A 25,695-nucleotide genomic window follows, 5' to 3' on the forward strand; every position below is an offset into this window, starting at 1 on the left:
TTAAAGAAGAAAAGCTCTGAGCAGGAAAAAAGGAAAGAAATTTCGAAAAGCATCGGGAATTATTCTACGTTGCAACAATTATTAGAGCGATATGGCGGCATAGCTCTGGAGAAACAGCTGGCGGTAACCGAGTCGATCGGCAGCCTTGATTGGGCGGTTGATATGAATGCGGGAACAGCGACATTTGGCAATCAGTCGACATTCCCGATTCAAATGCTGGGCAGCGTTTCGCATCAATCAAACACTTGGTTGTGGGCATGGGCAAACACGCAATCTCAAATCTCCCCGGAACGTTTGAGACAAGCCAATCAAATGAGGGCTTACGGGAAGAAGAACAATATTCCTGAGCTGACGGAAGGGAAAATCGCTGCGAACGATAACGAAGGACATATCCTAGCAAGCATTGCTTCCGGCATGTTTAACAACCGGTTTTATTACGCCGGCAACTTCGGGGCGGGAACGGCCTTTTTTACTATTGACCTACCGGAAGAGGACGTAAAGGCACAGCCCGAATCGGTACTGACCGTATTTCCGCAGCTGATTTCCTCATTTGATCTCGATCATAAGAAAGCATTAGGCTTTTATCTGGAGGACAAAGGCTTTAGCGTAACGGAATCGAATGACCGTCTAACCGGCGTCTCCGGGAAAATTACGGTTACTGCGCATTTCGATGCGCTGAATCGAATGACCAACATGGAAGCGGCCTACAACTAAAATAACGATTAGTCCTCTGAAACCGCGCGCTTGCGCGGTTTTTTCTTTTTTTATGCACCAATTATTCGTGACAGAGTATTATGTTTAAAGAAGTACCTTGACAGTCACAGTAATATACCTTATTATGCAGATATGGAGGTGATTACATGAGCGAGAACAAAATCACATCCGACCTGCTGAGAGGACATACGGATACGATGGTTTTAAGGCTCTTGTCCGAAGCTGACCGTTACGGTTACGAGATTGTGAAGCTGATTGCCGACCGTTCGGACGGCGAGTATGAACTAAAGGAAGCCACCATGTACTCGAGCTTCCGAAGGCTGGAGGCTGACGGCGATATCGAGTGGTACTGGGGCGATGAATCGCAGGGCGGACGTCGCAAATATTTCAGAATTACCGAAAAGGGCAAGGAGACTTACACCCGCAACAAAAGCAATTGGGAGTATGCGAAACGCGTGTTAGAAAACCTATTATAAGGAGAGATTTGACATGACAAATCCAAAATTGAACGATTATCTGAACAGCGTGTTTACCCCATACGACGGGGTAAAAAGCGTTACCGAACTGAAGGCCGACCTGCTGTCCGATTTGCAGGAGCGCTACAACGAGCTCAAAGCGGAGGGCAAGGACGACGAAACGGCGTTTAAGACGACAATCGAGAGCATTGGCGACATCGAGCAAACGATCCTGGAGGTCGCCAATCTCTCCCGCTCGCTGGAGCGTCAAGTGGTCACCAACTTTAACGGCAGCAACCTGGCAGACAGCGACTTTGCGGGCGTTAAAGCTCACAAAGGACAATTCAAAGGCAGCGCGCTGCAAGGCTCCGATTTCTCGGGCGCCGATCTGACCGGCAGCTCGTTCAAGAGCAGCGACGTACGCCAAGCGAATTTTGACGGCGCTAACCTGACGGACTGCAGCTTCTCCGCGCTGGATCTGACTAATGCCAGCTTCAACAAGTCGACTCTTGTGCGCACCAACTTCAGCAAATCCGGGCTTGACGGAGTCAAATTTACGGGTGCGAAGTTGACCGACGTTACGTTAACTCTGACGGATCTTAGAAAAACGAAATTCGATGGCTGTTTATTTGACGGAGTAGACTTCAAGTACTCCGATCTGACAAGGCAATGCTTTGACGGGCAGACGTTTATCGGCGTCAAGTTTGAAAAAGCGGCTTTAACCGAGGCTTCGTTCAAAGGCGCTACGTTTAAAAACGTCTCCTTCCAGCCAGGTTTTACGTTGACGAAGAAGTACTATCGCATGATCAAAACCGTCAACTTCGACGGCGCAACGATGGATAAATTAACTTTCGCGCACCTCAAGGGCATGGATGCCGATTTGTCGAAAGTGACCGTTGTTTAAACAGGCGATTTATTAATCAAGAATGGTTTCACATCCATTTTTAGGAGGTTACCCCATGCAAACCAAGTCTATTCAAGTAAAAGGTCTGCGGAAATCCTACAAGCAGCTCGAAGTGTTGAAGGGTGTGGATTTCGAGGTAGAGCAGGGCAGCATCTTCGCTCTCCTCGGATCTAACGGGGCAGGGAAAACAACGGTAGTGAAAATTCTCACGACGCTGCTAGCGCCGGACGGAGGAACCGCAGTCATCAACGGATTTGATGTCTCGTCGAAGCAGGATGAGGTGCGTCAGGCCATCAGCTTGACTGGACAGTTCGCCGCCGTGGATGAAATCCTGACCGGACGCGAGAACTTGATTATGATCGCCAAGCTGCGATATCTCAAAAATCCGCGCCAGGTCGCGGAAGACATGTTGAAGCGTTTTGGCTTAACCGACGCTGCCGACCGAAGAGTGTCTACTTACTCCGGAGGGATGCGCCGCAGACTCGACATTGCGCTTAGTCTTGTGGGCAAACCAAAGATTATTTTTCTGGATGAGCCAACGACGGGACTTGATCCCGAGGCCCGCATCGAGGTATGGAAGGTCGTCAAGGAGCTGGCGGACGGCGGAACGACAGTCCTTCTGACTACGCAGTATTTGGAGGAGGCGGAGCAGCTGGCCGACCGGATTGCCATTCTTCACGAAGGCCGGATTATCGCAAACGGCACGCTTGCGGATTTGAAAAAGCTTTTCCCTGCGACAAAGGTAGAATACATCGAGAAACAACCGTCCTTAGAGGATATCTTCCTCTCGATTATCGGTAAAAAGGAGGCTATGTAAATGGAAACGGCAAAGAAGCATTTTTTTATCGACATTAGCGTGATGCTTGGGCGTTCCATGCGCCACATTTTCCGCAGTATGGATACCATCGTTACGGTGACCATTACGCCAATCGCCATGATGCTGCTGTTCGTGTACGTATTTGGCGGCGCTATAAAAACCGGAACGGATAACTATGTGAATTACCTGCTTCCAGGCATACTCTTAATGGCGATTGCCAGCGGCATAGCTTATACGGCATTCCGGTTGTTCACCGATGTCCAGAAGGGGATATTCCAACGGTTTCACACGATGCCGATATCGCGTTCCGCCTTGCTCTGGGGGCATGTATTAACTTCGCTTGTATCTAATGCTATCTCGGTGGCTGTCATCATTCTAGTCGCCTTAATTATGGGATTTCGCTCGTCCGCGGGAGTGCTGCCATGGCTTGCGGTAGCCGGTATCCTCGCTTTGTTTACGTTAGCTTTAACTTGGGTCGCCGCGATAGCCGGATTGTCGGCCAAAACAGTTGACGGTGCCAGCGCCTTTTCCTATCCTCTCATCTTCCTGCCCTTTATCAGCTCCGCATTTGTGCCAACCGAATCGATGCCAACCGTCGTTCGCGTGTTTGCCGAAAACCAGCCAGTCACCTCCATCGTAGAATCCATCCGTGCTTTGCTTGCAGGCCAGCCTTTACACAATGACATCTGGATCGCTCTTGCCTGGTGTGTTGGAATTATGCTCGTAGCTTATGTCTTCGCAATGAGGGTGTACAAAAAGAAGGTGTAACCCGTTTATACAAAAAAGCAAAAAGGCAGGATGGGGTCCTGCCTTTTGCTTTTTTAAATAGTTTAATGAACCAAGCTTTCCAAATCCGGCTGTAATTTATTCCGCAATATAAATAGCATGATAGCTCCAACAAGGAATGCGACGGTATCCGCAATGACGAGCGACCACACTACACCGTGGAAGCCGTTCATTTGATTAGCGATATAGAGAACCGGAATCAACGTAACTCCTTGAATAATGGACATAATAAACGCGGCGGTTCCTTGCGCTGTTGCTTGGAAGACCCCCGTAAACAACGTGGTCATTCCGGTGATGAACAAGGATAAGAAGGTTACGTGCAAAATGTAACTGCCCATTTCGATTAATTGCGGGTCGTTCGTAAACAAGCCAATCAAGTGATCGGAAATCAGATAGACGATAATGCCGAATACGACGGCTAACGATACGATTATTTTGATCGTAAATCCGATGGTTTCCTTCATGCGAGATTTATTCGCCGTGAAGGTGAAAGCAATTAACGGCACGACGCCTTCGCATAAGCCCATCAGAATAAATTCGGGAAACTGCAGTAAACGGGATGAAATGCCGTAAGCCGCTACGGATTGATCTCCGTACTCGACAAGATAGTGGTTAAAGATAAGCGACATGGCGCCCAGAAAAATACTCATAATAAAAACGGGAACCCCGATTTTGAATACATTGCCCATAATCTCCTTGGTAACCTTGAACCATTTCATGGAGATCGTTAGGAATTGGCTCTTTTTCCCCATATGGAAGGCAAAAAACATACACGCAACCAAGTTTGAAACGACCGTAGCAGACGCAACGCCGATCACGTCCCAATGGAAGACGAAGACGACCAGAGCATCGAGAATAATATTGACGACAACGCTTAGAATCATGCCGGTCATCGACGTTATAGCCGCGCCCTCCGAGCGTACAATGTTCTCCAGCGTGAAGAATAATACGACGATTGGCGAACCGATAAGCATAATCGTGACATAGTCCTTTGTGTATCCGAAGGATTCGGGCGTTGCCCCGAGGCCATGGACAATGGCATCGATGAACGGGAGGCCAACGGCAATCACGATAAGACCAAGCACTAAACTGCTGTAAAATGCGAAGGAAGAGACATGCTTTACATCATCATATCGTTTCTCTCCCAGCAAACGGGAGATGAAGGTACCGCTGCCCATGCCGATCAGGTTGCCCAGCGCCATAATAATAGCGAATAAAGGCAAGGTTAACGCTAGTGCGGTTAACATGGCGGTATTGTTAAGCGTACCGAGGAAATAGGCATTCAAGATGGAATAGATGACACTCATCGACGTGCCCAGCATCATCGGTACAGCGAAGTGAGCTACGGCTTTTGCGACCGGTGCTTTTTCAAAGTAATGGAGGTTTTGCGCATCCATATGGATCACTTCTTTCTATATGTGTTGTGTTTGTCTAACGGTGTTAGATTGAACCTTACAGTGTTAGATGATATCATGAACTTATAAACCTGTAAAGAATAAACTTACACTGTTAGATTAAAGGACGGATACGGATGAATAAGAAGCAGAAGCAGCCGCAGATTTCGGAGGATAAGATACTGGATGCCTCATGGGAGCTTTTGGGGGAGGAAGGGATCGAGAAGTTTAGCATGAGACGTTTAGCCGATCGGCTGGGTATTCAGGCTCCTTCTCTGTACTGGTACTTCAAGAGCAAGCAGAAACTTTATCAGCGTCTGGCTAATCAGGTGTCGAAAATTATTTTGGAGGAGTACCGCTCCGAAGGGGACTGGAAAGAACAGCTGGCAGGCCTTGCGGTAACGGTACGGATTGTGCTCCGCCGTTACCCTTGCTCCACGCAGCTTATGATGATGACGCTTCCCCACGAGCCGGACATCATCCGGTTCACCAACCGTATGCTGCTCTGCGTGGAATCGACGCCGCTTGACCAAGAGCAGAAGTTACAGGCTATTCTTACGGTTATGAATTATGTTTTCTACTTCGTTCTGGACGATTACGAGCATCAGCGTAATGTCTCCGCTATTCTTAAGGAGCAGGGAGAGATGCCAAGCGGCGAGATGCTTCATCTTCTCGACTCGATGAGCGAGACGGATGCTGGACTGTTCCGGAGGATGTTCAAGAACGGACTATTCGAGCTGATGGGGACTGACGGAGCGTTTGAGTTCGGGTTGAAGCTGATTCTGTCGGGAATTGAACAGGTGATTAAAGAACAGGAGACGGCGCATTAGAATAGGACGGATGGACAGCCTGCCGCAACGGCAGGCTTTTTTTTTTCGATTGACCCTATGCAGATTTTCTTGAAAAAGGGGATATGCATGCTTGCTTTTATTCGATATTTAGAATATTATCTAAATATCGAATAGTTGCTTCGGAAGGAGTGAGTCAATCTTGAATGATGCCTTTAAGGCGTTGTCCGATCCGACAAGACGGCAGATCCTTCAAATGCTGAGGGAACAGGATCTGTCCGCCGGACAAATCGCCGACCATTTTAATATTTCCAAGCCAAGCATTTCCCATCATTTGAATTTGCTGAAGCAAGCCAAGCTGGTGACCGAAGAAAGACAGGGACAAAATCGGGTGTACTCGCTGAACATGACCGTTGTGCAGGAAGCAATGGGCTGGTTCCTCGGCATACTCGGAACGAAAGGGGACTGAAGTAAAGATGAACGAAACAACGAATCAGACCATACGCTGGGGCAAGCAAGACTGGATTTTGCTTATCGTTAATGCCGTTATTTTCGGAATCGCATTTCTTGTGTTTAACCATCAGCTTCCGGATGTCGTAGGCAGTCACTACAATGTCAAAGGCGAGCAGGATGGCACAATGACCAAATCGGGCATGTGGCTGCTGTACGCGGGTATCGGCATCGCGCTGCCCGTATTTCTATCGGTCGTCCGAAATGTCGATCCGCGCCGTCAGAACTATGCAAGGTTCAGCGAGTATTACACGTTGATGCGGTGGACGATCAGCTTGTTTATCCACGGCGTGTTTGTGCTGATGTTTCTGCAAAATCTGGATTACGATCTGCCGTTTGTCAATATCGTGTTTGGCGGCCTCGGCATTATGTGGATGATCATCGGCAACCGGATGGGGCAGCTTCGCAGCAATTTCTTTATGGGAATCCGGACGCCGTGGACGATCACGGATGAGAATAACTGGCGCAGCACGCACCGTCTGGGCGGAAGGTTATGGTTTGTAGCGGGGATTCTGATGCTATTGGGAGCATGCCTGCTATCGGCTAAGTGGCTCATTGCGGTTCTAATCGTTAGCATGATACTAAGTGTCGTTGTCCCGTATCTTTACTCTTATCTCTTGTTTACGGGAGCGAAAAAGAAGTCGTAAATAAGGGACAAATAAAGGCAGCTGCCGGGTGACGAACCCGTTAGCTGCCTTTATTCATTTGCTGCTTAAGAGACCCCGTAAGTGATTTTCCGAACCAAGGAATCCACCTTCTCCGACATGGTTTCATCGTTAATCTGGGCAAGCACGTCGGGCTTGAACAGCTGCTGCTTCTTGATCTGGTAGTAATCCCAGATGGCGCCCCGAAGCGTGAGGTTGTGCCTCATCAAATAATGCGGATCGAGCAGCTTCTGGAACATAAGCTCGTCTTGCAGGATGATAAGCATCGCATTCAAATCGTTCATATACCCTTCGGCCATGCCCCGCTCGTAGAACGCCCGAAGCCGGCCGTTGCGGTCACTGATCGATACTTCGATCGAGGCCAGCAACTGCGGATAGATTTCGCGCAAATCCTGGAAAAAGGGTTCCGTGCCGTAGTTAGCAATAATAAGCGTCTGCGAGAAGGTGGACTGAAAGCCCTTGATATATGCCTCGGGGCTACCTTCCATCAGCTTTGCTTCATCGCAAACTACATACTTAATATAAAGGTCTGTCAGCCGCTCAATGATCTCATCGCGGGAAGGAAAATATTTATATAATGTCGCTTTGGACAGATCCATCGCCTTGGCGATGTCATCCATGCGAAGTCCCTGAAAGCCGTTTGACTTTATGGGATGCAACAGCTTGGCGACATATTTGTTTTTGGTCGTTTCATCGGTATATCGGCAGCTTTGCGTTTCACCCGTTGTATCCATAAAGGTTCCAACCTCTCTTCCTATGTAAGAGTATACACGATTATGCCGGATAATGAAATGAACCAAATAGTCAAACTAAACTAATTTTATGTAAATGAGTTTACTTTGGATACTTTTTGCAGTATGATCATTTCTACAGTAGGCCATCCGGCCATAAGAGATAGGAGAAGAGGAACAAATGAATACATCATCCAGCCAGAATATCCGGTTCTGGCCGATTATGATTGCCATATTTTTTGGCGCTTTCCTGAGTATTCTCGGGATCAGCACCATTAATGTCGCGCTTACGATCTTTATGCAGGATTTCCACTCGGACCTAAGCACGGTGCAGTGGACCTTAACGGGCTTTATGCTTTCCTTGGGAACGATCGCGCCGTTGTCGGGTTATTTGGGGGATAAATTCGGCTACAAGAACGTCTATCTGTACGCCATGATCGGGTTTGTTATTTTCTCCTTATTGTGCGGCTTTTCCTGGAATGCCGGTTCGCTGATTGCTTTCCGGATTATCCAAGGCATCTTTACGGGGCTTGTTATGCCTGCGACCATGACCATTATTTTTCAGATCATTCCGAAGGAAAAACAGCCGTTTGCCGTAAGTATCTGGGGCTTGTCCGGCATGCTTGCTCCGGCATTTGGCCCAACGCTCAGCGGCTGGCTCATTCAGCAGTTCGACTGGCGCTGGATTTTCTTTATGAACGTGCCAATCGGTATCGTGGCGATCCTGTTTATTATAGCGATGATTCCGGATGTTAGAATCGGAACGGCTAAGGTTCTGGATAAGCTTGGTCTGACTACCGTTGTGCTCAGCAGCGTAGCGCTGCTGCTTGCCTTGAGCGAAGGGCGCCAATGGGGTTGGGATTCCGCAAAAGTGCTAGGCCTGTTTGGTCTTGGAGCGGTCATGCTGGTGCTCTTTATCTGGCATGAGCTTAGAACGCAGAATCCGTTGCTTAACCTGAGAGTGTTCGGCAACTACCGCTTCTCGATTACGCTGGTAGCCAACACGATTATTACGATCAGCCTGTATTCGGGCACCTTGCTTGTTCCGCTATTCCTGCAAAATGTGCAGCAAATCACGCCGATGGATACGGGGCTTATCCTGCTTCCTTCGTCTCTTGTGATGGCGCTGGCGATGCCGATTGCCGGCAAGCTGTACCCGCGCGTTGGCGCGAAATGGATGACGATCGGCGGGCTTGTGCTTATTATTCTCGGCAGCTACGAGATGACTCATCTGCATACGGACAGCTCGCATTTGTATGTGATTTTCTGGATGGCGGTTCGTAACCTTGGGGTATCGTTTGCCGCTGCGGCAACAAGCACGGCCGGCATGGAAGAAATTCCGCCGCAAATGGTGGGGCATGCATCCTCGGTAACCAACTGGGTGCGTAACGTAGGCGGCTCCTTTGCAATCGCCTTGTTCACCTCGCTGCTGGCTTCCCATACGATTACTCATGTTTCGGATCTGACGCAAGCCGGCGCGGAAAACGCAAAGGTCATTCCGCTGTTCGCCTTTACGCTCAGCGTTAATGATGTCTTTACGATAGCGACTTATATCGCGGTTATCGCGATTCCGTTCACCCTTATCATCCGCAAACAAGCGAAACGTTCCAAAAACGCTGCAGCCGCAGCTTAATGAAAAAGCATCATGGCCATGAGGCCGTGATGCTTTTTTTGCGTTTGAGGATTTTCCGGTTGACAGTCAAAAATCCCCATGCTAATCTTATACCACAGTTAGTCAATAGGAATTAACGAGATTAATAAAAACGTCCACCGTTCTAACGGAGGCATTCTCTTATTTTATATGGGGATGCCTCTTTTTTATTTTAGGGGAAAGTGGTGATAAAGATGAGCAGTCAAGCTGCGGAGGCAGGAAAAGCGCCGGGCAAGCTGACGCTGACGGGGCTGGCGCTTGTATTTCCGGTAACGCTGCTGGTCTTATGGCAGGTGCTTGGGCATTACGGCTATATATCGGAGCTGCTGTTCCCGACGCCTTATACGATTGTGGAGGCCGGCGTTTCCTTGACATCGACAGGAGACCTCTGGTCGAATATCCAGATCAGCGTGACGAGGGCTTTGCTGGGTTTTGCGCTTGGCGGTTCGCTGGGCTTGCTGTTTGGCATTGCGGTTGGCTTGTTCCGACGGACGGAAAAGCTGCTCGATCCATCGATTCAGATGATCCGGATGATCCCAAGCCTTGCCGTAGTGCCGCTGTTTATTTTATGGTTCGGCATCGGCGAGGAATCCAAAGTGCTGCTAATTGCCAAAAGCGCCTTTTTCCCGCTGTACATCAATACGTTCCTCGGAATCCGCAATGTGGACAACAAGCTGTTTGAAGTGGCAAGAGTGCTGGGCTTCAGCCGCTTGAAGCAGATCACAAGGCTGATCCTGCCGGCGGCTCTGCCGAATATTATTTTGGGCGCGCGCTTATCGATCGGGTTATCCTGGCTTGGCCTGGTTGTTGCGGAGCTGATTGCTTCAACCTCCGGGATCGGTTATATGATGTCGGATGCCCGGCAGTTTGCGGATACGCCTGTGGTCTTCGTAGGAATCTTTATCTTCGCCGTTCTTGGGCTGTTCACCGACACGCTGCTCGCCTTGATCGAGCGCCGGCTGCTCAGATGGAAGGACCGTTACAACGGCTAGAAGGGAGGCAAGGAAATCATGAGCAATTCACTCGAAGCGATTGTTTCTCCCCAAGCGGCACCGGAAGCGGGGCTAGCCGGAGGGGAGAGAGCCGCGGGAAAAGGGGCTGCAAAGCGTAAGCGGCGTTGGTCAACCAAGCTTGCGGCAGCTATCCTGAAAGATATTGCAATAGGGGCGGCGATTCCGGCCGTGCTTCTTGTTTTGTGGCAGATCGCTGCTTCGGCCGGGTATATCTCGCCTATGTTTATGCCGTCGCCGGCCTCGATTCTTCAAGCATTCGGGACGCTGGCCACCTCGGAAAATCTTCTGCACCATCTGCTCGTCAGCATGGGGCGGGCCGGTCTAGGCTTTCTGATCGGAGGGGCGGCCGGACTCCTGTTCGGATTACTGACAGGGCTGTTCCGGAAAGCCCAATACCTGCTTGATCCAAGCATCCAAGTGTTACGGCTTGTCCCGCATCTGGCCATTGCTCCGCTTATTATCCTGTGGTTTGGTTTTGGGGAAACGTCCAAGATCGCCATTATCGTATCCGGCTCGTTTTTCCCGCTCTATATCAACACGTTCCTCGGCATCCGCAATGTAGACAATAAGCTGTTCGAAGTATCGCGCATTCTGGGCTTCAGTCCGCTCAAGCGGCTGACCCGGCTGATCCTTCCGGCTGCGCTTCCCGATATTCTGATCGGTGTGCGAATCTCGCTTGCGGTATCCTGGATTGGGCTTGTCGTAGCCGAGCTGATCGGCTCCCGTTCAGGAATTGGCTTCCTTATCAATGAGGCCAAACAGAACTCGGAAACCTCCGTTATTTTTGTCGGCATCATCATATTTGCGGTAATCGGCAAGCTGATTGATTCCATCATGAAGAGCGTTGAGATTCGCTGGCTGAACTGGCGCGACAGCTATAAGGGCTAATGCTTGAAAGGCATTCCCGGTTGTTCTCGCCAGAGCAGCAGTTTAACTCGACAATAGTCGAAATATTCAATCAATTATTCGAGGGGGAAAAACGAAATGTCGATATTAATGCCAAACGGTGCTATTCAATTGCAAGCGGATGTTCTTGTCATCGGAGGCGGACCAGCGGGAACATGGGCGGCCATTACGGCGGCTTCGCAAGGCGCGAAGGTTATTCTGGCTGACAAAGGCTATTGCGGCTCAAGCGGGGCGACGGCACCTTCGGGCACCGGCGTCTGGTATGTGAAGCCGGAGGGCCGGCTGCGCGAGGAGGCGAAAGCCAGCCGTTACGAAATGGGCGGCCGGCTTGCCGAGCACCGCTGGATGGACCGGGTGCTTGACCGGACGTACGAGAATATGAACCGGCTTGGCCATGCCGGATATCCTTTTCCGAAGGATGATGGCGGCGAGCTGCATAAACGGGGACTCCAAGGTCCCGAGTATATGCGTCTGATGCGCAAGCTGGTGAAAAAGGCGGGCGTCAAAATTTTGGATCATAGCCCCGCTCTCGAGCTGCTTGTGGATGAACACGGCGTTGGCGGCGCATCCGGCGTACAGACGCAGACGGGCGATGCCTGGACCGTGCATGCCGGAGCCGTTGTGATCGCAACCGGCGGGTGCGCGTTCTTAAGCAAGGCGCTTGGCTGCAACGTGCTGACCGGTGACGGTTATTTGCTTGCGGCGGAGACGGGCGCTCAGTTATCGGGCATGGAATTCTCGAACGCTTATGCGATTAGCCCGACGTTTTCTTCGGTTACGAAAACAGCCTATTACTCCTACGCTTCCTTCTATTATGAGGACGGAACGCCGGTAGAGGGGGCGGGCTCGAAGCGCGGCCGCTCTATTATCGCCCGCAAGCTGCTGGAAGGCCAACAGGTGTACGCGAAGCTGGATCTTGCTCCGGAGGAGATCAAGCCGCTGCTGCGGGTGAACCAGACGAACTTCTTCCTGCCGTTCGACCGCCGCGGAATTGATCCGTTCACCGATTTGTTCCCGGTAACGCTGAGACTGGAAGGCACGGTCCGCGGAACAGGCGGTATCCGCATTACCGACGAGACCTGCGCCACTTCAGTGCCGGGCCTCTATGCAGCTGGCGATGCGGCAACACGCGAGCTGATCTGCGGCGGTTTCACCGGCGGCGGCAGCCATAACGCGGCATGGGCGATGTCTTCCGGTTCTTTTGCCGGAGAAGGCGCAGCCGCTTATTCGAAAAAGCTTGGCGAGCATGCGGCGGGACGCAGGCTGCAAAGTGCTTCTACTTCGATCATTACGAGCACGGTGGCTGCTACTCCGAATAAGACGGAGGAGATCGTCCGCGCCGTGCAGGAGGAAGTAGCGCCGTACGACCGCAACTTGTTCCGTACGGAGCAAGGGCTGAAGGGCTCGCTGCAGCGGCTTGACGGACTGTGGAAGGATCAGCGGAATCAGGCGGTGGAGCGTTCGGCAGGCGGGGTGAAAGCGCGCGAAGCGCAGGCCATGACCGCAACCGCAAGATGGATGTACAATTCCGCGCTTGCCCGGACGGAGACCCGCGGCATGCATAAGCGCGAGGATTTCCCAACGCAGGATGCCGGCCAGCATTACCGGCTTATCAGCGGCGGGTTGGATCAAGTGTGGGTGAAGCCCGAAGCCGTCAATGAAAAAGCAGGTACCGAGAAGGAGGTTATTGCACCATGATTGAGGTAGTCAGCGAGAGCCGGTGCGTGTCCTGCAATCAATGCGTATCGGTATGCCCAACGAATGTATTCGACCGGGGCGATGACGGGATTCCCGTCATCGCCAGGCAGGATGAATGCCAGACCTGCTTCATGTGCGAGCTGTACTGCCCGGTAGACGCGTTGTACGTTGCGCCGGATTCGGAGCAGGTTATCGGCATTACCGAGCAAGAAGCGGAGCAGCAAGGTCTGCTTGGCGGATACCGTGAGAAGGTCGGCTGGGGCAAAGGCAGGACGCCGGTCGCTTCGCATGATTATATGTACCGGTTATCCAAGTACGCAAAATTTTAGGGAAAACATCATCATACTTAACTACCGAGAGGGGTCTGTTTTATGAGCAGAGAAAAACAAAGAGGATTACGCGGACCGGTTAGACTAGCGCTGATCGCGGTGCTGATTATGGCAACGGCATGGCTGCAGGCTTGCGGAGCTAACAATAGCTCGAATGGGAACGCGAAGGACAGCGCCAATGCCGGCGCCAGCGCGTCAACGGGAACGGAGACGGCAGCTGCGGCGGAACAGACCAGCAAAGCGCCGGCGGTTCTCAACTACGGCTACATCGGAAGCAATGATAAGAATCTTCCCGGCGGAGCGGAAGGCTGGGGCTTTTATAAAGGCATCATTCAAGCGGAATTAAAAAAATACGGCATTGAGGAAGTAAAGCTGACGGGCTTCCCGAACGGTCCGGACCAGACGGAATCGCTGATCAGCGGACGGCTTGATTTTGGCGGCTTGGGCGATACCCCGGCCATTATCGCTTACGCTTCCGGCGCGAAGACCAGGTTGATAAATCAGACGACGATTACCAACATCGGTTATTTGATTTCCGGTCCTAACGGTCCAAAGACGGTCGAAGAGCTGAAAGGCAAGACGATTGCGATTCAAAAGGGCTCCTACATGCACCGTTACGTTGTTGGTCTGCTGAAGCAGGCTGGCGTGACGGACTATAAGCTGGTCCATATGCTTATTCCCGATGCTCAAGCAGCGCTTGCTAAAGGCGACGTGGATGCGATGACCAACACGGGTTATACCGCGCAGAAGCTGCTTGGCCAAGGGTATACGCTGATCGACGATTCCACCAAGCATCCGGAGCTGCATGGCACGGGCGTAACGGTTGTATCGGAGAGCTACCTGAAGAAATTCCCGGATTTCCCAAAGGTGTGGAACGAAGCCCGTCTTAAAGCGTTGGAGGATTTAAAACAGCATGAAGACGAATATTACCAGTTTATTGCCGATCTGAACAAAACGACCGTAGACCTGGCGAAGAAGGTAAGCCCGATCAGCGATATTACGGTTGAGCCGTTCCCGGCGGAAGGAATTACGCGGATTACGGGGACGAAGGACTTCCTTGTAGAGGAAGGACTAGCGAAAAAGGATTACAAGATCGAGGATTGGGAAGTGAAGTAACCGATAGGTCGGATAGGAGAGGAATTGTTATATGGGAAAAGATACGCTGACCGTCCAGTCCTTTACGTTGTATTCGAGCAAGGGCATCCGTTTGCAGGGCGAAGTAAAAACCTTGGATGACGGCAAGCCGCATCCGGTTATTATCGTAAGTCATGGCTTTAGAGGCTATAAGGACTGGGCATTCTGGCCGGATGTGACGAGCCGTTTGGCTGAAGAGGGCTTCTATGCGGTCAGCTACAATTTCTCCCGTATTGCCGCCAGGGAAGACGGCTTAGAGGAAGCGTCGATTGCAGCCGCATCAACCTTCTCCCAGGAGCTTGACGATCTGGAGACGGTGCTTCGCGCGGTATTAAACGGCGATTTGCCGCAGGCTCAAGCGGCTGACTTGGCAAAGGTCGGGCTGCTAGGACACAGCAGAGCAGGAGGAAGCAGCATCCTGACGGCCAGCGAGAAGCCGGAACAAATAGCCGCTTTGGCGGTGTGGAACGGAGGACCTCCTCCATCCCGCCACCTGCCGGCCGGCGAAACGGTTAGCCTGCTGGATCTGACGGTCCAGGAGGATTGGCAGAGGAATGAAGCGCGCTTCAACATACGCGAAGCTTTTACCGGTCTGCAGCTTCCTGCCTTGATTGTGCAGGGAGACCTGGATCGGGAGCCGCTGCTGGAGCAGCTGCGCTGCTTCCAAGAAGAAGCTCCGCATCAGCAATATGTGCTGGTGCAAGGAGCCGATCACACCTTTAATACGGGACATACGTATGGAGGGGCAAACGCACAGCTGCAAACGGCGCTGCAGGCGACAATCAACTTTTTCGCGGAGAAGCTGCTATAAGAAAGAGGGCGCTTGAAGCCATTCAAGTGCCTCTTTTCATTGGGATAAGGAGGAAGGAAGATGAGTGATTCAGCAGAGCGGCGGTTGACCGCGGATGTGCTTGTGATTGGCGGGGGTCCTGCCGGAGCTTGGGCGGCTTGGAGCGCGGCCACTAACGGAGCCAAGGTCGTACTGGCAGACAAGGGCTTCCTTGGCAGCAGCGGGGCGACGGCGCCGGGAGGCACGAATCTGCTGTATTTGCCGCCAGACGAAGAAATGAGAAAGCGTGCCGTGGAAGAGCGAATGAAGCAGGGCGGACATTTGGCGGAGCCGGCATGGATTCACCGGGTGCTTGACCAGGTGTATACGAATATGGAGCTGATCGAGCAGTGGGGCTATCCGTTCGTCCGCGACGAGAACAATACTCCGATGCGGGATCATCTTCACGGTCCCGAATATATGTCGATTATGCGCAAGGTTGTGAAGCGTGCCGGCGTCAAAGTGCTCGACCAGTCGCCGGCTCTTGAGCTGCTGGTTGATGAGTACGGCGTAGGCGGCGCACGCGGCGTGTCCCGGCAGGATAATCAGACCTGGGAAGTACGCGCGAATGCCGTTGTTATCGCAACGGGCGGCTGCGCTTTTCTGAGCAATGGACTAGGCTGCAATGTATTGACCGGCGACGGCTACTTAATGGCCGGCGAGCTTGGCGTAGAGCTGTCGGGGATGGAGTTTACCCGCAAGTATGCTCCGTCCCCGGCTTTTGGCTCGAATACCCGTTCAAGACTGCTTGGCTGGGCAACTTATTACGATCATGCCGGCGAAGAAATCGTTGCGGGACGGCAGGGGGATTTTCTGGCGGAGGCTCTGCTCAAGGGACCCGTGTATGCCATTATGAACAAGGCGGATACCCCGGAGAAGCAGGCCATCTTACGAAAATCCCACGCGATATTCTTCCTGCCGTATGACCGCGCGGGGATTGACGTGTTTACCGAGCCCTTCCCGCTCACGCTTCGTTATGAAGGGACCGTAAGAGGCACGGGCGGCATACGGATTGTTGGCGATGATTGCAGCACAACGGTAGGAGGATTATTCGCCGCAGGGGATGCGGCAACACGCGAGCGTATTACCGGTTCGGCATCCGGCGGAGGCGCCTTTAACGCATCGTGGGCGATCTGCTCGGGAACCTGGGCGGGCAAAGGCGCAGCCGCCTATGCCTTGTCTCACCGGAGCAGCGCGGCGGAACGCGATTTGAAGCCAGCCGGGCGCTACGGGCTTGGAACGGCTCCGGCTTCTTCCGTAGTGTCCTCGCAGGAGCTGATCAAGGATATTCAGAGTCAGGTTCTTCCGCTTGGCATTAATTATTTCCGCACCGAACGAGGGCTGAAGCTCGCTTTGCGTCAGCTGGAAGAGGTATGGAAGCGGGTGAATGATCAAGCGCCGCAAACGATGCTGGATCAGGTGCGCGCCCGCGAGACCGCGGCGATGGCGGCAACTGCTAGGTGGATGTATACGGCTGCGTTGTCGCGGAAGGAATCCCGAAGCGGCGGACTGCATGTGCTGGCGGAATACCCTGGTCAAGACGAGGAGCAGCAGCATCGGCTTCTCGTCTCGGGACTTGAAGAGATCCGCGTCCGGGCGGAGAAGGTGCCGGAAACAAGCAGCAATGTTGTACCAACCGGGGCGGCGGCTGCTTCCGAGGGGGTGCAGGCCGGATGATTGAATTAGTCAGCGAGGAACGGTGCATTTCCTGCAGCATCTGCGTTAAGGTATGCCCGACCAATGTTTTCGATAAAGGCGAGGACGGCATTCCCGTCATTGCGCGGCAAAGCGATTGTCAGACCTGCTTCATCTGCGAGGTTTATTGCCCGGCGGATGCGCTGTATGTCTCGCCTTATGCCGAGCAGACCGTGGAAGTGAACGAACAGGAGCTGGCCGAGCAGGGCGTGCTGGGCAGCTGGCGGGCCATTATCGGCTGGGGGCCGGGACGTACGAGGATTGCGGCTATCGATACAACGCCGTTTATCGACAGAATCCTGCCTCCCCGTACGGTCCGTCCGCAAGGCGTATCGGAAGTCGTTCGGAGCGGAGTCAAACGAACTGAATAGAAGGAAAAGAGCAAGTCCCAGGGGATCCTTGATGCCCTGGGACTTGTTTTTTTTGTAAGGCTGGTTAAAGCCGGGTCCTGTTTGTGTTTGCCCGGTATTGTGCTATGCTATCAACGAAAAATACTGGAATACGACAGGGGGTTGCTAGGATGTATCATTTGCTCCTGGCTGACGACGATCCGAATATTAGAGCGCTTGTCCGTTTCGTGATGACCCGCGAAGGCTATCAGGTGTATGAAGCGCAGGATGGGGCCGAGGCGGTGGAGGTCATGCAGCGCGAGCCGATAAACCTGGCCATTATTGATGTGATGATGCCGCGGATAGACGGATTTGAGCTATGCGAATACATTCGGGAGCGTTATGATATCCCGATTATTATGCTGACGGCTAAAGACCAGCTGTCGGATAAAGAGCAGGGTTATCTGAGGGGAACCGATGATTACGTGACTAAGCCTTTTGAACCGGAGGAGCTGCTGTTTCGGGTTAAAGCGCTGTTCCGCCGTTATAATCAGGTATCCCATGATCTGATCCGGATGAACCGAATCACGATTGACCGCAAAAATGTAGAAGTCACCGACGGCCAATCGGTTCTGCTGCTGCCGATGAAGGAATTCGAGCTTCTCGCCCAGCTTGCTCAGTACCCGGGACGGCTGTTTTCCCGCGAGGAGCTGATTCGTCTCGTGTGGGCGGCAGATTTCGAAGGGGATGACCGAACCGTTGACGTGCATATTAAGCGGCTTCGCCAGCGTTTTGCCGATTACGCTGAAGACTTTACCATCCAGACGGTACGGGGGATCGGGTACAAGGTTGAGGTGAAGGGAAAATGAAATCATTGTACTTCCGGGTATTTCTGATCACCGCGGCCGTTATACTGGTCAGCAGCGTAATCGGGTTTCTGGTATCCAACCTGTATTACCATATGAAGCTGAAATCTTTCAACGATGAGAAGCTGGTGGGGATTGCCCGGCAGATGAAAAGCTTTATCGAGACGGAGCCTGCCGGGATGGAGCGTTATTTGCAAAACGCGGCTTCGCTTGGTTACGAGATTTACGTGACGGACGGCCAAGGGGAAGCCCATTTTTACGGACGCAGCTTTCGCGAGCAGGATCTGGATCAACGGGCCGTTGCGCTCGTGCTTGGCGGAGAAGTGTATCACGGAGTAGCACAGTTTCCGAACAAGCCGTTTATTACCGGTTTTTTCGATAACCGGTTAAGCAATACGGTAGGGGTGCTAGTGCAGTCTTCCGGCAAAAACTATGCCCTGTTTATGAGGCCCGACGTTCTTTTGCAGTTTGGCGAGCTTCGCACCTTTTTTGCCCTGGTCGGTTTGTATACGGTTATAATCAGTATTTTCTTGTTCCTTATTAGTACCCGCTATTTGGTCAAGCCGATCACAAGACTAACGGAGGCGACTAAGCGCATCGCGCAAGGGAATTACAATCTTCGTCTGCCCACGAGAAGACGCGATGAAATCGGCCAGCTTGCCGAGCATTTCATGACCATGAGCAAAGAGCTCGAGCGCGTGGACCAGACCCGCCAGCAGTTCGTTTCGAATGTGTCGCATGAAATTCAATCGCCGCTTACTTCGATTCAGGGGTTTGCAGCCGTGTTAAGGGAGCAAGAGCTTCCAAGCGAGGAACGCAAGCATTACGCCGATATTATCGAAGCGGAAAGCCGCCATCTCTCAATACTCGGCAAGCAGCTGCTGCTTCTATCCTCGCTGGAGCAGGGTGAGGAAGCGTTGAATAAAAAGCATTTTACCCTCTATAAACATATTCGCCAAGCCGTGCAGGTTCTGCAGTGGCAGCTGGAGGAGAAGGATTTGCTGCTTAAGCTGTCCGTTCCCGACTCCCTTACGCTATATGGCGACGAGGTGCTGCTGCAGCAGGTGTGGATGAATCTGCTTGGCAATGCCATCAACTATATTCCGCCCGGGAGAAGCATTGAGGTGCTAGCGGAAAAGACGTTGTCCCATATCGTTATCGTGTTCTCGGATACGGGGGAGGGAATACCGCCCGAGCATCTTCCTTTTCTGTTTGACCGGTTTTACCGGGTTGACCGTGCCCGCGAGCGGACTTCGGGGCGGACAGGCCTTGGACTCGCTATCGTGAAAAAGATCGTGCAGCTGCACGGCGGGAACATCGAAGTTGATAGCTCGCCCGGAGCGGGCACTCGTATTACAGTTAGACTTCCCGATTTGTAATCATTCGTTCACGCGCCGTTCATTTTCGCTTCCTACACTTGAGCCATCAAAGGGAGGGAAGCAACATGTATTTGGCTATACGGGAGATGAGGTTTGCTAAAGTCCGCTATACGCTTATCGCAACGATTATGCTGCTGGTCTCTTTTCTGGTCCTGTTCGTTACGGGACTTGCGCAGGGACTCGCTTATGACAACGCGGCGTCGATAGAAAATATGGACGCTACGCATTTTGTAATGGAGAAGGATTCGAACCATCGGTTTACCCGCTCTCAGGTTGGAGTGGAGGCTCTGGAACAGGCTAAGTCGATCGCCGGCGAGAAGAATGCGCAGCCGCTGGGCGTCCGGATGACTACCGTAACCCTGGAGGGGAATAAGCTTGATGTGACGCTGCTTGCCGTGGAGCCTGAAGGCTGGCTTACGCCGCCGGCCGTAGAGGGGAGATCTCTTGCGGAAGCCGGTGTCGGTTCAGTGCTTGTCGACAGCAAGTTAAAGGATTCGGGAGTCCGCATCGGCTCAACGCTCGTTGATCTGGCCTCCGGCATGAAATGGACGGTAGGCGGCTTTGTTAGCCGGGAATCGTTCAGTCATTCCCCCGCCGTATTCTTAAGCGAGCATGATTGGCAGCAGCTCCAGCAGGTAGCGGCGACTAGGAGCGGGATGTCAACGGACAAGACTTACAATGCTATTGCGGTCAAAGCCGACAAGCAGCAGGCCGAGCGCCTTGCCTCAGCCTTACCGGATCACGAGATCGTGACGAAATCGGAAGCAGTCTCGGCAATACCCGGCTATAAGGAAGAGCAGGGATCGCTTATGATGATGATTGTATTCCTGTTTGTCATTTCGGCTTTTGTCCTGGCGGTATTCTTCTATGTCATTACGATTCAAAAGAGCAGCCAATTCGGTATCCTGAAGGCAATCGGTACACGTGCCTCTTATCTTGCCGGAAGCGTGGCTTTGCAAGTGCTGCTTTTATGCCCCGGAAGCTTGACCATCAGCGTGCTTCTGGTTCAAGCCTTGGAATCGGTATTGCCTGGCGGCATGCCGTTTCAGCTTCCTGCTTCTACGCTTGCTCTTACAAGCGGCGCTTTTATGGCCATGTCGCTGGCAGGCTCCTTGCTTTCCGTCTGGAAAGTGAGCCGAATTAACGCCTTGGAAGCGATAGGGAGGACGGCAGCATGAGACAACGCATCGTTTTGCAAAATATTACGCATTCTTTCGAGGATGGCGGTATGCAGCGCGTAGTCCTGGACCACTTGAATTTATGCGTTGCGGAAGGCGAGCTTGTAGCCGTGATGGGGCCGTCCGGCTCCGGGAAAAGCACGTTCCTCTCCATTGCGGGAGCGCTTCTTGAGCCAACAAGCGGCGATGTGCTCGTTGACGGGCAATCGGTCATCGGCAGATCCCATCAGGAGCTGTCGGACATGAGGCTTCATAAGCTGGGGTTTATTTTTCAAAGCGCCAATCTGATTCCGTATTTGAAAGTGGAAGAGCAGCTGCTGTTCGTGGCGAAGCAGGGAGGCATGGATAAATCGAAGGCAACGGGCAAGGCGCGGGAACTGCTTCAGAAGCTAGGTTTAACCCATCGCCGCAGCGCCTATCCGGAGAAGCTGTCCGGCGGAGAACGCCAGCGCGTCGCGATCGCTAGAGCGCTAATGAATGACCCGGCCGTTCTGCTTGCGGACGAACCAACGGCAAGCCTCGACGCAAGCCGCGGGATGGATGTTGTGCGCATGATCGCGGACGAGGCCAAGGAGCAGGGCAAGGCCGCTATTATGGTTACCCACGATGAACGGGTTCTTCCGTTATGCGACCGCGTTTTGTATCTGGAGGAGGGGCGTTTGGTGGAGCATTAGTTCGGTTGCTTCCGGCTTTTGCATTAATACAGTGCGAGTTAACGGAGTGTGAGCTACGTTGGAATCTATGCAGGGTAATCAGTCTATTTGGGTGTTATATGCTCCATTCCGCGATTTTTACTGGAACACATCCAACGCAGCTAAGGCACCGGCTCATTCCAGCCTCTTTTTACTGTAGTGAATCCAATGTACAAGGCTTTTTCGGGGTTCGTTATACCCCAAAGCCTTTTTAATTTGAACCTTTTTCGCTCTTGCGCTCGTTCTAATCCATATGGTAATTTCTGAGAGTGGAGAGGGCGTGGCGTAAAATGCTGAACAGAGGATTGAAAATAACCGGTATTGTTCTATTTATTGTATTAGCTTTTGCAGGCTTAATCGTATGGAAATACGACTTTCCGAAGAAGATCAATGTATCTTATCCGGCAGTGGAGTTCCGGCCCGGAGATCCGTCGACGGTTGATAAAACAACGATTACGGTAAAAGGAACCTTGCATCGGAAGCTGTTCCGCAACCAACAATTCACCGGAAGTATAAAGGTTGCGAAGTATAAGCTGACGATGGCACGAATGTTCCCGGTAACCTTTAACAAGGATATTAAAGAGGGCTGGGGCTCTGTCACCTATTTTAACGAGCAATTCAAGGCGACAGGCGCAATAAGCACGTCAACTCTAATTGGATTTACTAACGTATGGAAAAAGGGTGAATTTGAGAGTGTAAAGCTGTTATTGTTTGAACCGGTTGGAACAGGCCAAGGCCAAGGCAAAGACCTTCAAATCCTGGCTCCGGCCACGGATTATGATAGCGCCTTTGCCCTTTCCGAGCAGTATAAAGAGCGGGGGCAATACTAGTCCCATGCAAAAATAGAGCGAAGTTTGCTTATGCCATTTCGGCATCCCGCAAGCTTCGCTCTTGTTTGTTCCGCGGCTATTTGCTACAATATTAATTATAGTTTAGTAAAATTATTAACTAAATATTTATGAATGAGGCATTTATGGCTACGATTAAACAAATTGCAAGCGAAGCAGGCGTCTCGCCTGCGACGGTATCGCGGGTGTTGAATAACGATTTATCGCTGAGTGTCAGCGAAGAGACGCGCAGCCGCATCTTTAGTATTGCCGAACAGCTGCAATATAAGCCGGCTCGCCTCAAGCGAATGAAACAAGATCAGCTGCTCTCCACGATTAAAGTTGGCCTCGTCATGTGGTCAACGCTTGAGGATGAGCACAGCGATCCGTACTTTGGTGCCATCCGGCGCGGCATTGAAACCCGCTGCGAGGAGCTTGGCATCGGAATCGATAAGGTAATACGCGGTGTTCTGAAATCCGAAGCAACGCCGCTTTCGGAGCTGGACGGGCTTATTGTGGTGGGCTCCGTTGATGAGCAGGAGGTATACCGGCTGTATCCGCGCAAGGACAGGGTGATCTTCGTCAATCACGACCAGACGCCGGATGATTGCGATTCCGTCCAGCTTAACTTTGGTCAAGCGATGAAGGAAGTGCTTCGTCATTTGTACGAGCTGGGACATACGGAAATTGGTTTTATCGGAGGCAGCTCGAATCCCGACCAGCATCGCGAAGAGGGACAGCACGAGGATCCGCGGACCAGACTGTTCGCCGAGCTGCAGCAGAAGAAGGGGATTTACAACCCGAAGCTGATGGTTTTGGCGGATTGGTCGTCGAATAGCGGGTATGAAGCCATGCTTCGGATGTTAGACGATGGGCTCCGGCCGACGGCCTGCTTTGTGGCCAGCGATCCGATGGCGGTTGGCGCGCTTCGCGCCCTTCATGAACGCGGTCTTCGCGTTCCGGAGGATATGGCGATTATCGGCTTCGACGATATTGAGGTATCCGCCTTCCTTACGCCGCCGCTTACAACCGTGCGCGTCCACACCGAGCTGATGGGCCGGACGGCCGTGCAGCTGCTGCTTGAACGAGTAGAAGGAAGAGAAATCACCTCGCATATTACGATTAATACGAAGCTGATCGTTCGAGAGAGCAGCGGAACGAACAGGTAAATTTTTATTACATTTTGAGGAGGAACATAACAATGGCTATTATTTACGATCAGGAAACCCGCGTATTTCATCTGCAATCGAAAAACACAAGCTATGCGTTTCAAATTCTGAAGCAGGGTTATCCCGCTCACATTTATTGGGGCAAGAAGGTAAGAGGCCTGCAGCTTAACCGCCTGCTCCAGATCAAAGAAAGAGCTTCGTTCAGCCCGAATCCGGACCAGAATCAGCTGGATCTGTCGCTCGATGCTTTGCCGCAGGAGTATCCTTCCTATGGAGCAACCGATTTCCGTTCGCCGGCCTACCAAGTGAAGCTGCCTAACGGCTCGACGATTCTGGAATTGACATACCACTCCCATGAAATCTACAACGGGAAAAAGAAACTCGAAGGCTTGCCGGCTGTTTACGTCGAATCGGACTCGGAAGCGCAGACGCTTGAGCTGACGCTGAAGGATGACCTGACCGGACTTACGGCGGTATTGTCCTATACGGTATTCGAGGATCATGACGCGATTACGCGTTCCGTGAAATTCATTAATAGCGGCGAAATGACGCTGGATCTTCAGCGCGCGCTTAGCATGAGCGTTGATTTTGTCCATGACCGTTTCGAAATGCTGCAATTGTCCGGCGCATGGGCGCGCGAGCGTTACGTGCACAAGCGTAAGCTTGAGCCAGGCATGCAATCCGTCGAGAGCCGCCGCGGTTCCTCCAGCCATATGCAAAATCCGTTCCTCGCCTTGCTAAGCGTTGGCGCAACCGAGGATCATGGCGATGTTTACGGCGTTAACCTTGTGTACAGCGGCAGCTTTATTGCGGGTGTTGAAGTCGATCAATACCATTCGTCGCGTTTGTTTATCGGCATTAATCCATTCGACTTCAACTGGAAGCTGGAAGCCGGAGCGCAGTTCCAGACACCGGAAGCGGTTATGGTCTTCTCGCCTGACGGACTTGGCGGCATGTCCCGCATTTACCACGAGCTTTATCGCACAAGACTGGTTCGCGGGGAATTCCGCGACAAAACTCGTCCAATCCTCGTTAACAACTGGGAAGCGACTTACTTCAACTTCAACGCGGACAAAATCGAAGCGATCGCTACGGCCGGCAAAGAGCTTGGCATCGAAATGTTCGTTCTCGATGACGGCTGGTTCGGTAAACGGAACGCGGATACAACCTCGCTTGGCGACTGGTTCGTTGACCGTAACAAGCTGCCGAACGGACTCGAGGATCTGGTAGCACGGGTGAAACGCCTGGATATGCAATTTGGCCTGTGGTTCGAGCCGGAGATGATCTCGCCGGAGAGCGAGCTGTACAAGGCGCATCCGGACTGGTGCCTCCATGTGGAAGGCCGCCGCAGATCGCAAGGCCGCAATCAGCTCATTCTCGACTTCTCCCGCCAAGATGTGAGAGACTACATCGTGAAGACGGTATCGGATATTCTGTCGAGCGCGCCAATCACTTACGTGAAATGGGACATGAACCGCAATATGACGGAGATCGGTTCCGCTCTCCTGCCGGCTGACCGCCAGCGCGAGACGGCTCACCGCTACATGCTGGGACTGTATGAAGTGCTCGAGACGATTACGACATCGTTCCCTCATATTCTGTTCGAGAGCTGCTCGGGCGGCGGCGGACGTTTCGATCCGGGTATGCTGTACTACATGCCGCAGACTTGGACCAGCGATAACACCGATGCGGTATCCCGTCTGAAAATCCAGTACGGCACAAGCATCGTTTATCCGATCAGCACGATGGGCGCCCATGTATCGGCGATTCCGAATCATCAGGTTGGCCGTAAAGCATCCCTTGAAACTCGCGGCAACGTAGCTTTGTCGGGTAACTTCGGTTATGAGCTGGACCTTACCGTGTTCACGGAAGAAGAGAAAGAAGCCGTGAAGAAGCAGGTTGAACTGTACAAAGAGGTTCGTCATTTGGTGCAATTCGGCGACTTCTACCGTCTGCTTAGCCCGTTTGAGGGCAACGAGACAGCTTGGATGTTTGTCTCCAAAGACAAGAGCGAAGCGTTTGTCGTTTACGTATCCGTTCTTCAAGAGGCTAATCAGAAGCTGGACCGCCTCCGCCTGAAAGGGCTTGATCCGAACTTCGACTATGTACTCGACGGAGAAGAAGGCGCATTTGGCGGCGACGAGCTGATGCATGCCGGCATTCAGGCACCGCTGTTCCATGGCGATTATTCGAGCAAGGTATTCCGCTTCCGCGCGGTAAAATAGATGACAAAAAT

At 52.3% G+C, this 25,695-nt stretch carries 26 protein-coding genes; 24 read left to right on the forward strand and 2 right to left on the reverse strand.

Annotated features, from left to right (window positions below):
- The first annotated feature begins 69 nt into the window (after positions 1-69).
- The 5 genes from WFJ73_RS24515 to WFJ73_RS24535 all read left to right on the forward strand — a co-directional run bounded on the left by WFJ73_RS24515 (position 70) and on the right by WFJ73_RS24535 (position 3,658).
- Entirely contained in the window at positions 70-714 is a 645-nt protein-coding gene (locus WFJ73_RS24515) for a DUF6882 domain-containing protein (protein WP_336775577.1), read from the forward strand.
- A 146-nt stretch (positions 715-860) separates the two neighbouring features.
- Positions 861-1,190 (forward strand): PadR family transcriptional regulator, encoded by a 330-nt coding sequence (locus tag WFJ73_RS24520; RefSeq protein WP_336775578.1) that lies wholly within the window; start codon positions 861-863, stop codon positions 1,188-1,190.
- A gap of 13 nt (positions 1,191-1,203) precedes the next feature.
- Positions 1,204-2,073, forward strand: coding sequence for a pentapeptide repeat-containing protein (locus WFJ73_RS24525; RefSeq protein ID WP_336775579.1), 870 nt, complete (start codon positions 1,204-1,206; stop codon positions 2,071-2,073).
- A gap of 55 nt (positions 2,074-2,128) precedes the next feature.
- Positions 2,129-2,890: an ABC transporter ATP-binding protein gene (locus tag WFJ73_RS24530; protein WP_336775580.1), complete on the forward strand. Its 762-nt coding sequence runs from the start codon at positions 2,129-2,131 to the stop codon at positions 2,888-2,890.
- Positions 2,891-3,658 (forward strand): ABC transporter permease, encoded by a 768-nt coding sequence (locus WFJ73_RS24535; protein ID WP_336775581.1) that lies wholly within the window; start codon positions 2,891-2,893, stop codon positions 3,656-3,658.
- A gap of 62 nt (positions 3,659-3,720) precedes the next feature.
- On the opposite strand, the gene WFJ73_RS24540 is transcribed toward WFJ73_RS24535, so the two are convergent.
- On the reverse strand, positions 3,721-5,073 hold the full coding sequence (locus tag WFJ73_RS24540; RefSeq protein WP_336775582.1) for an MATE family efflux transporter: 1,353 nt from the start codon (positions 5,071-5,073) through the stop codon (positions 3,721-3,723).
- Positions 5,074-5,207: 134 nt separating this feature from the next.
- On the opposite strand from WFJ73_RS24540, the gene WFJ73_RS24545 reads away from it, so the two are divergent.
- From WFJ73_RS24545 to WFJ73_RS24555, 3 genes are all read left to right on the forward strand, one after another.
- Positions 5,208-5,900 (forward strand): TetR/AcrR family transcriptional regulator, encoded by a 693-nt coding sequence (locus WFJ73_RS24545; RefSeq protein ID WP_336775583.1) that lies wholly within the window; start codon positions 5,208-5,210, stop codon positions 5,898-5,900.
- A gap of 160 nt (positions 5,901-6,060) precedes the next feature.
- Complete coding sequence (locus WFJ73_RS24550) at positions 6,061-6,327, forward strand: autorepressor SdpR family transcription factor (RefSeq protein WP_015847019.1); 267 nt, start codon at positions 6,061-6,063, stop codon at positions 6,325-6,327.
- 7 nt (positions 6,328-6,334) lie between these two features.
- Positions 6,335-7,015, forward strand: coding sequence for an SdpI family protein (locus tag WFJ73_RS24555; protein WP_336775584.1), 681 nt, complete (start codon positions 6,335-6,337; stop codon positions 7,013-7,015).
- 65 nt (positions 7,016-7,080) lie between these two features.
- Here the strand turns inward: WFJ73_RS24555 and WFJ73_RS24560 are convergent, their stop codons facing one another.
- A complete protein-coding gene (locus WFJ73_RS24560) occupies positions 7,081-7,767 on the reverse strand; it encodes a TetR/AcrR family transcriptional regulator (protein WP_336775585.1) in 687 nt (228 codons plus the stop codon).
- Positions 7,768-7,945: 178 nt separating this feature from the next.
- On the opposite strand from WFJ73_RS24560, the gene WFJ73_RS24565 reads away from it, so the two are divergent.
- The 16 genes from WFJ73_RS24565 to WFJ73_RS24640 all read left to right on the forward strand — a co-directional run bounded on the left by WFJ73_RS24565 (position 7,946) and on the right by WFJ73_RS24640 (position 25,684).
- Positions 7,946-9,397 carry an MDR family MFS transporter gene (locus tag WFJ73_RS24565; protein WP_336775586.1) on the forward strand — a complete coding sequence of 484 codons (1,452 nt, stop codon included), beginning with the start codon at positions 7,946-7,948 and terminating at the stop codon, positions 9,395-9,397.
- A gap of 212 nt (positions 9,398-9,609) precedes the next feature.
- Positions 9,610-10,407, forward strand: a complete 798-nt coding sequence (locus WFJ73_RS24570; protein ID WP_336775587.1) for an ABC transporter permease — start codon at positions 9,610-9,612, stop codon at positions 10,405-10,407.
- An 18-nt stretch (positions 10,408-10,425) separates the two neighbouring features.
- The gene (locus tag WFJ73_RS24575) at positions 10,426-11,316 is read left to right on the forward strand and encodes an ABC transporter permease (RefSeq protein WP_336775588.1); all 891 of its coding nucleotides are present in this window, start codon (positions 10,426-10,428) and stop codon (positions 11,314-11,316) included.
- Positions 11,317-11,412: 96 nt separating this feature from the next.
- A complete protein-coding gene (locus WFJ73_RS24580; RefSeq protein WP_336775589.1) occupies positions 11,413-13,032 on the forward strand; it encodes an FAD-binding protein in 1,620 nt (539 codons plus the stop codon).
- Positions 13,029-13,361, forward strand: a complete 333-nt coding sequence (locus WFJ73_RS24585) for a ferredoxin family protein (RefSeq protein ID WP_336775590.1) — start codon at positions 13,029-13,031, stop codon at positions 13,359-13,361. The genes WFJ73_RS24580 and WFJ73_RS24585 overlap by 4 nt, the downstream gene beginning before the upstream one ends.
- A 42-nt stretch (positions 13,362-13,403) precedes the next feature.
- Positions 13,404-14,477 (forward strand): ABC transporter substrate-binding protein, encoded by a 1,074-nt coding sequence (locus WFJ73_RS24590; protein ID WP_336775591.1) that lies wholly within the window; start codon positions 13,404-13,406, stop codon positions 14,475-14,477.
- A 31-nt stretch (positions 14,478-14,508) separates the two neighbouring features.
- Positions 14,509-15,306: an alpha/beta hydrolase family protein gene (locus WFJ73_RS24595; protein WP_336775592.1), complete on the forward strand. Its 798-nt coding sequence runs from the start codon at positions 14,509-14,511 to the stop codon at positions 15,304-15,306.
- A gap of 60 nt (positions 15,307-15,366) precedes the next feature.
- Entirely contained in the window at positions 15,367-17,001 is a 1,635-nt protein-coding gene (locus WFJ73_RS24600; protein WP_336775593.1) for an FAD-binding protein, read from the forward strand.
- The gene (locus WFJ73_RS24605; RefSeq protein ID WP_336775594.1) at positions 16,998-17,390 is read left to right on the forward strand and encodes a ferredoxin family protein; all 393 of its coding nucleotides are present in this window, start codon (positions 16,998-17,000) and stop codon (positions 17,388-17,390) included. Before WFJ73_RS24600 ends, WFJ73_RS24605 begins: the two co-directional genes overlap by 4 nt.
- A gap of 149 nt (positions 17,391-17,539) precedes the next feature.
- Positions 17,540-18,217, forward strand: coding sequence for a response regulator transcription factor (locus WFJ73_RS24610; RefSeq protein WP_336775595.1), 678 nt, complete (start codon positions 17,540-17,542; stop codon positions 18,215-18,217).
- On the forward strand, positions 18,214-19,593 hold the full coding sequence (locus WFJ73_RS24615; RefSeq protein ID WP_336775596.1) for a sensor histidine kinase: 1,380 nt from the start codon (positions 18,214-18,216) through the stop codon (positions 19,591-19,593). Before WFJ73_RS24610 ends, WFJ73_RS24615 begins: the two co-directional genes overlap by 4 nt.
- A 65-nt stretch (positions 19,594-19,658) precedes the next feature.
- A complete protein-coding gene (locus tag WFJ73_RS24620) occupies positions 19,659-20,771 on the forward strand; it encodes an ABC transporter permease (protein WP_336775597.1) in 1,113 nt (370 codons plus the stop codon).
- Positions 20,768-21,445, forward strand: a complete 678-nt coding sequence (locus WFJ73_RS24625) for an ABC transporter ATP-binding protein (RefSeq protein ID WP_336775598.1) — start codon at positions 20,768-20,770, stop codon at positions 21,443-21,445. The genes WFJ73_RS24620 and WFJ73_RS24625 overlap by 4 nt, the downstream gene beginning before the upstream one ends.
- A gap of 308 nt (positions 21,446-21,753) precedes the next feature.
- A complete protein-coding gene (locus WFJ73_RS24630; protein ID WP_336775599.1) occupies positions 21,754-22,293 on the forward strand; it encodes a hypothetical protein in 540 nt (179 codons plus the stop codon).
- A 143-nt stretch (positions 22,294-22,436) separates the two neighbouring features.
- Positions 22,437-23,459 carry a LacI family DNA-binding transcriptional regulator gene (locus WFJ73_RS24635; protein WP_336775600.1) on the forward strand — a complete coding sequence of 341 codons (1,023 nt, stop codon included), beginning with the start codon at positions 22,437-22,439 and terminating at the stop codon, positions 23,457-23,459.
- Between the two features lie 32 nt (positions 23,460-23,491).
- Positions 23,492-25,684 (forward strand): alpha-galactosidase, encoded by a 2,193-nt coding sequence (locus WFJ73_RS24640; RefSeq protein WP_336775601.1) that lies wholly within the window; start codon positions 23,492-23,494, stop codon positions 25,682-25,684.
- Positions 25,685-25,695 lie beyond the last annotated feature (11 nt).

It is taken from the genome of Paenibacillus sp. MMO-58 (assembly GCF_037146255.1).
In the GTDB taxonomy this organism is placed as follows: domain Bacteria; phylum Bacillota; class Bacilli; order Paenibacillales; family Paenibacillaceae; genus Pristimantibacillus.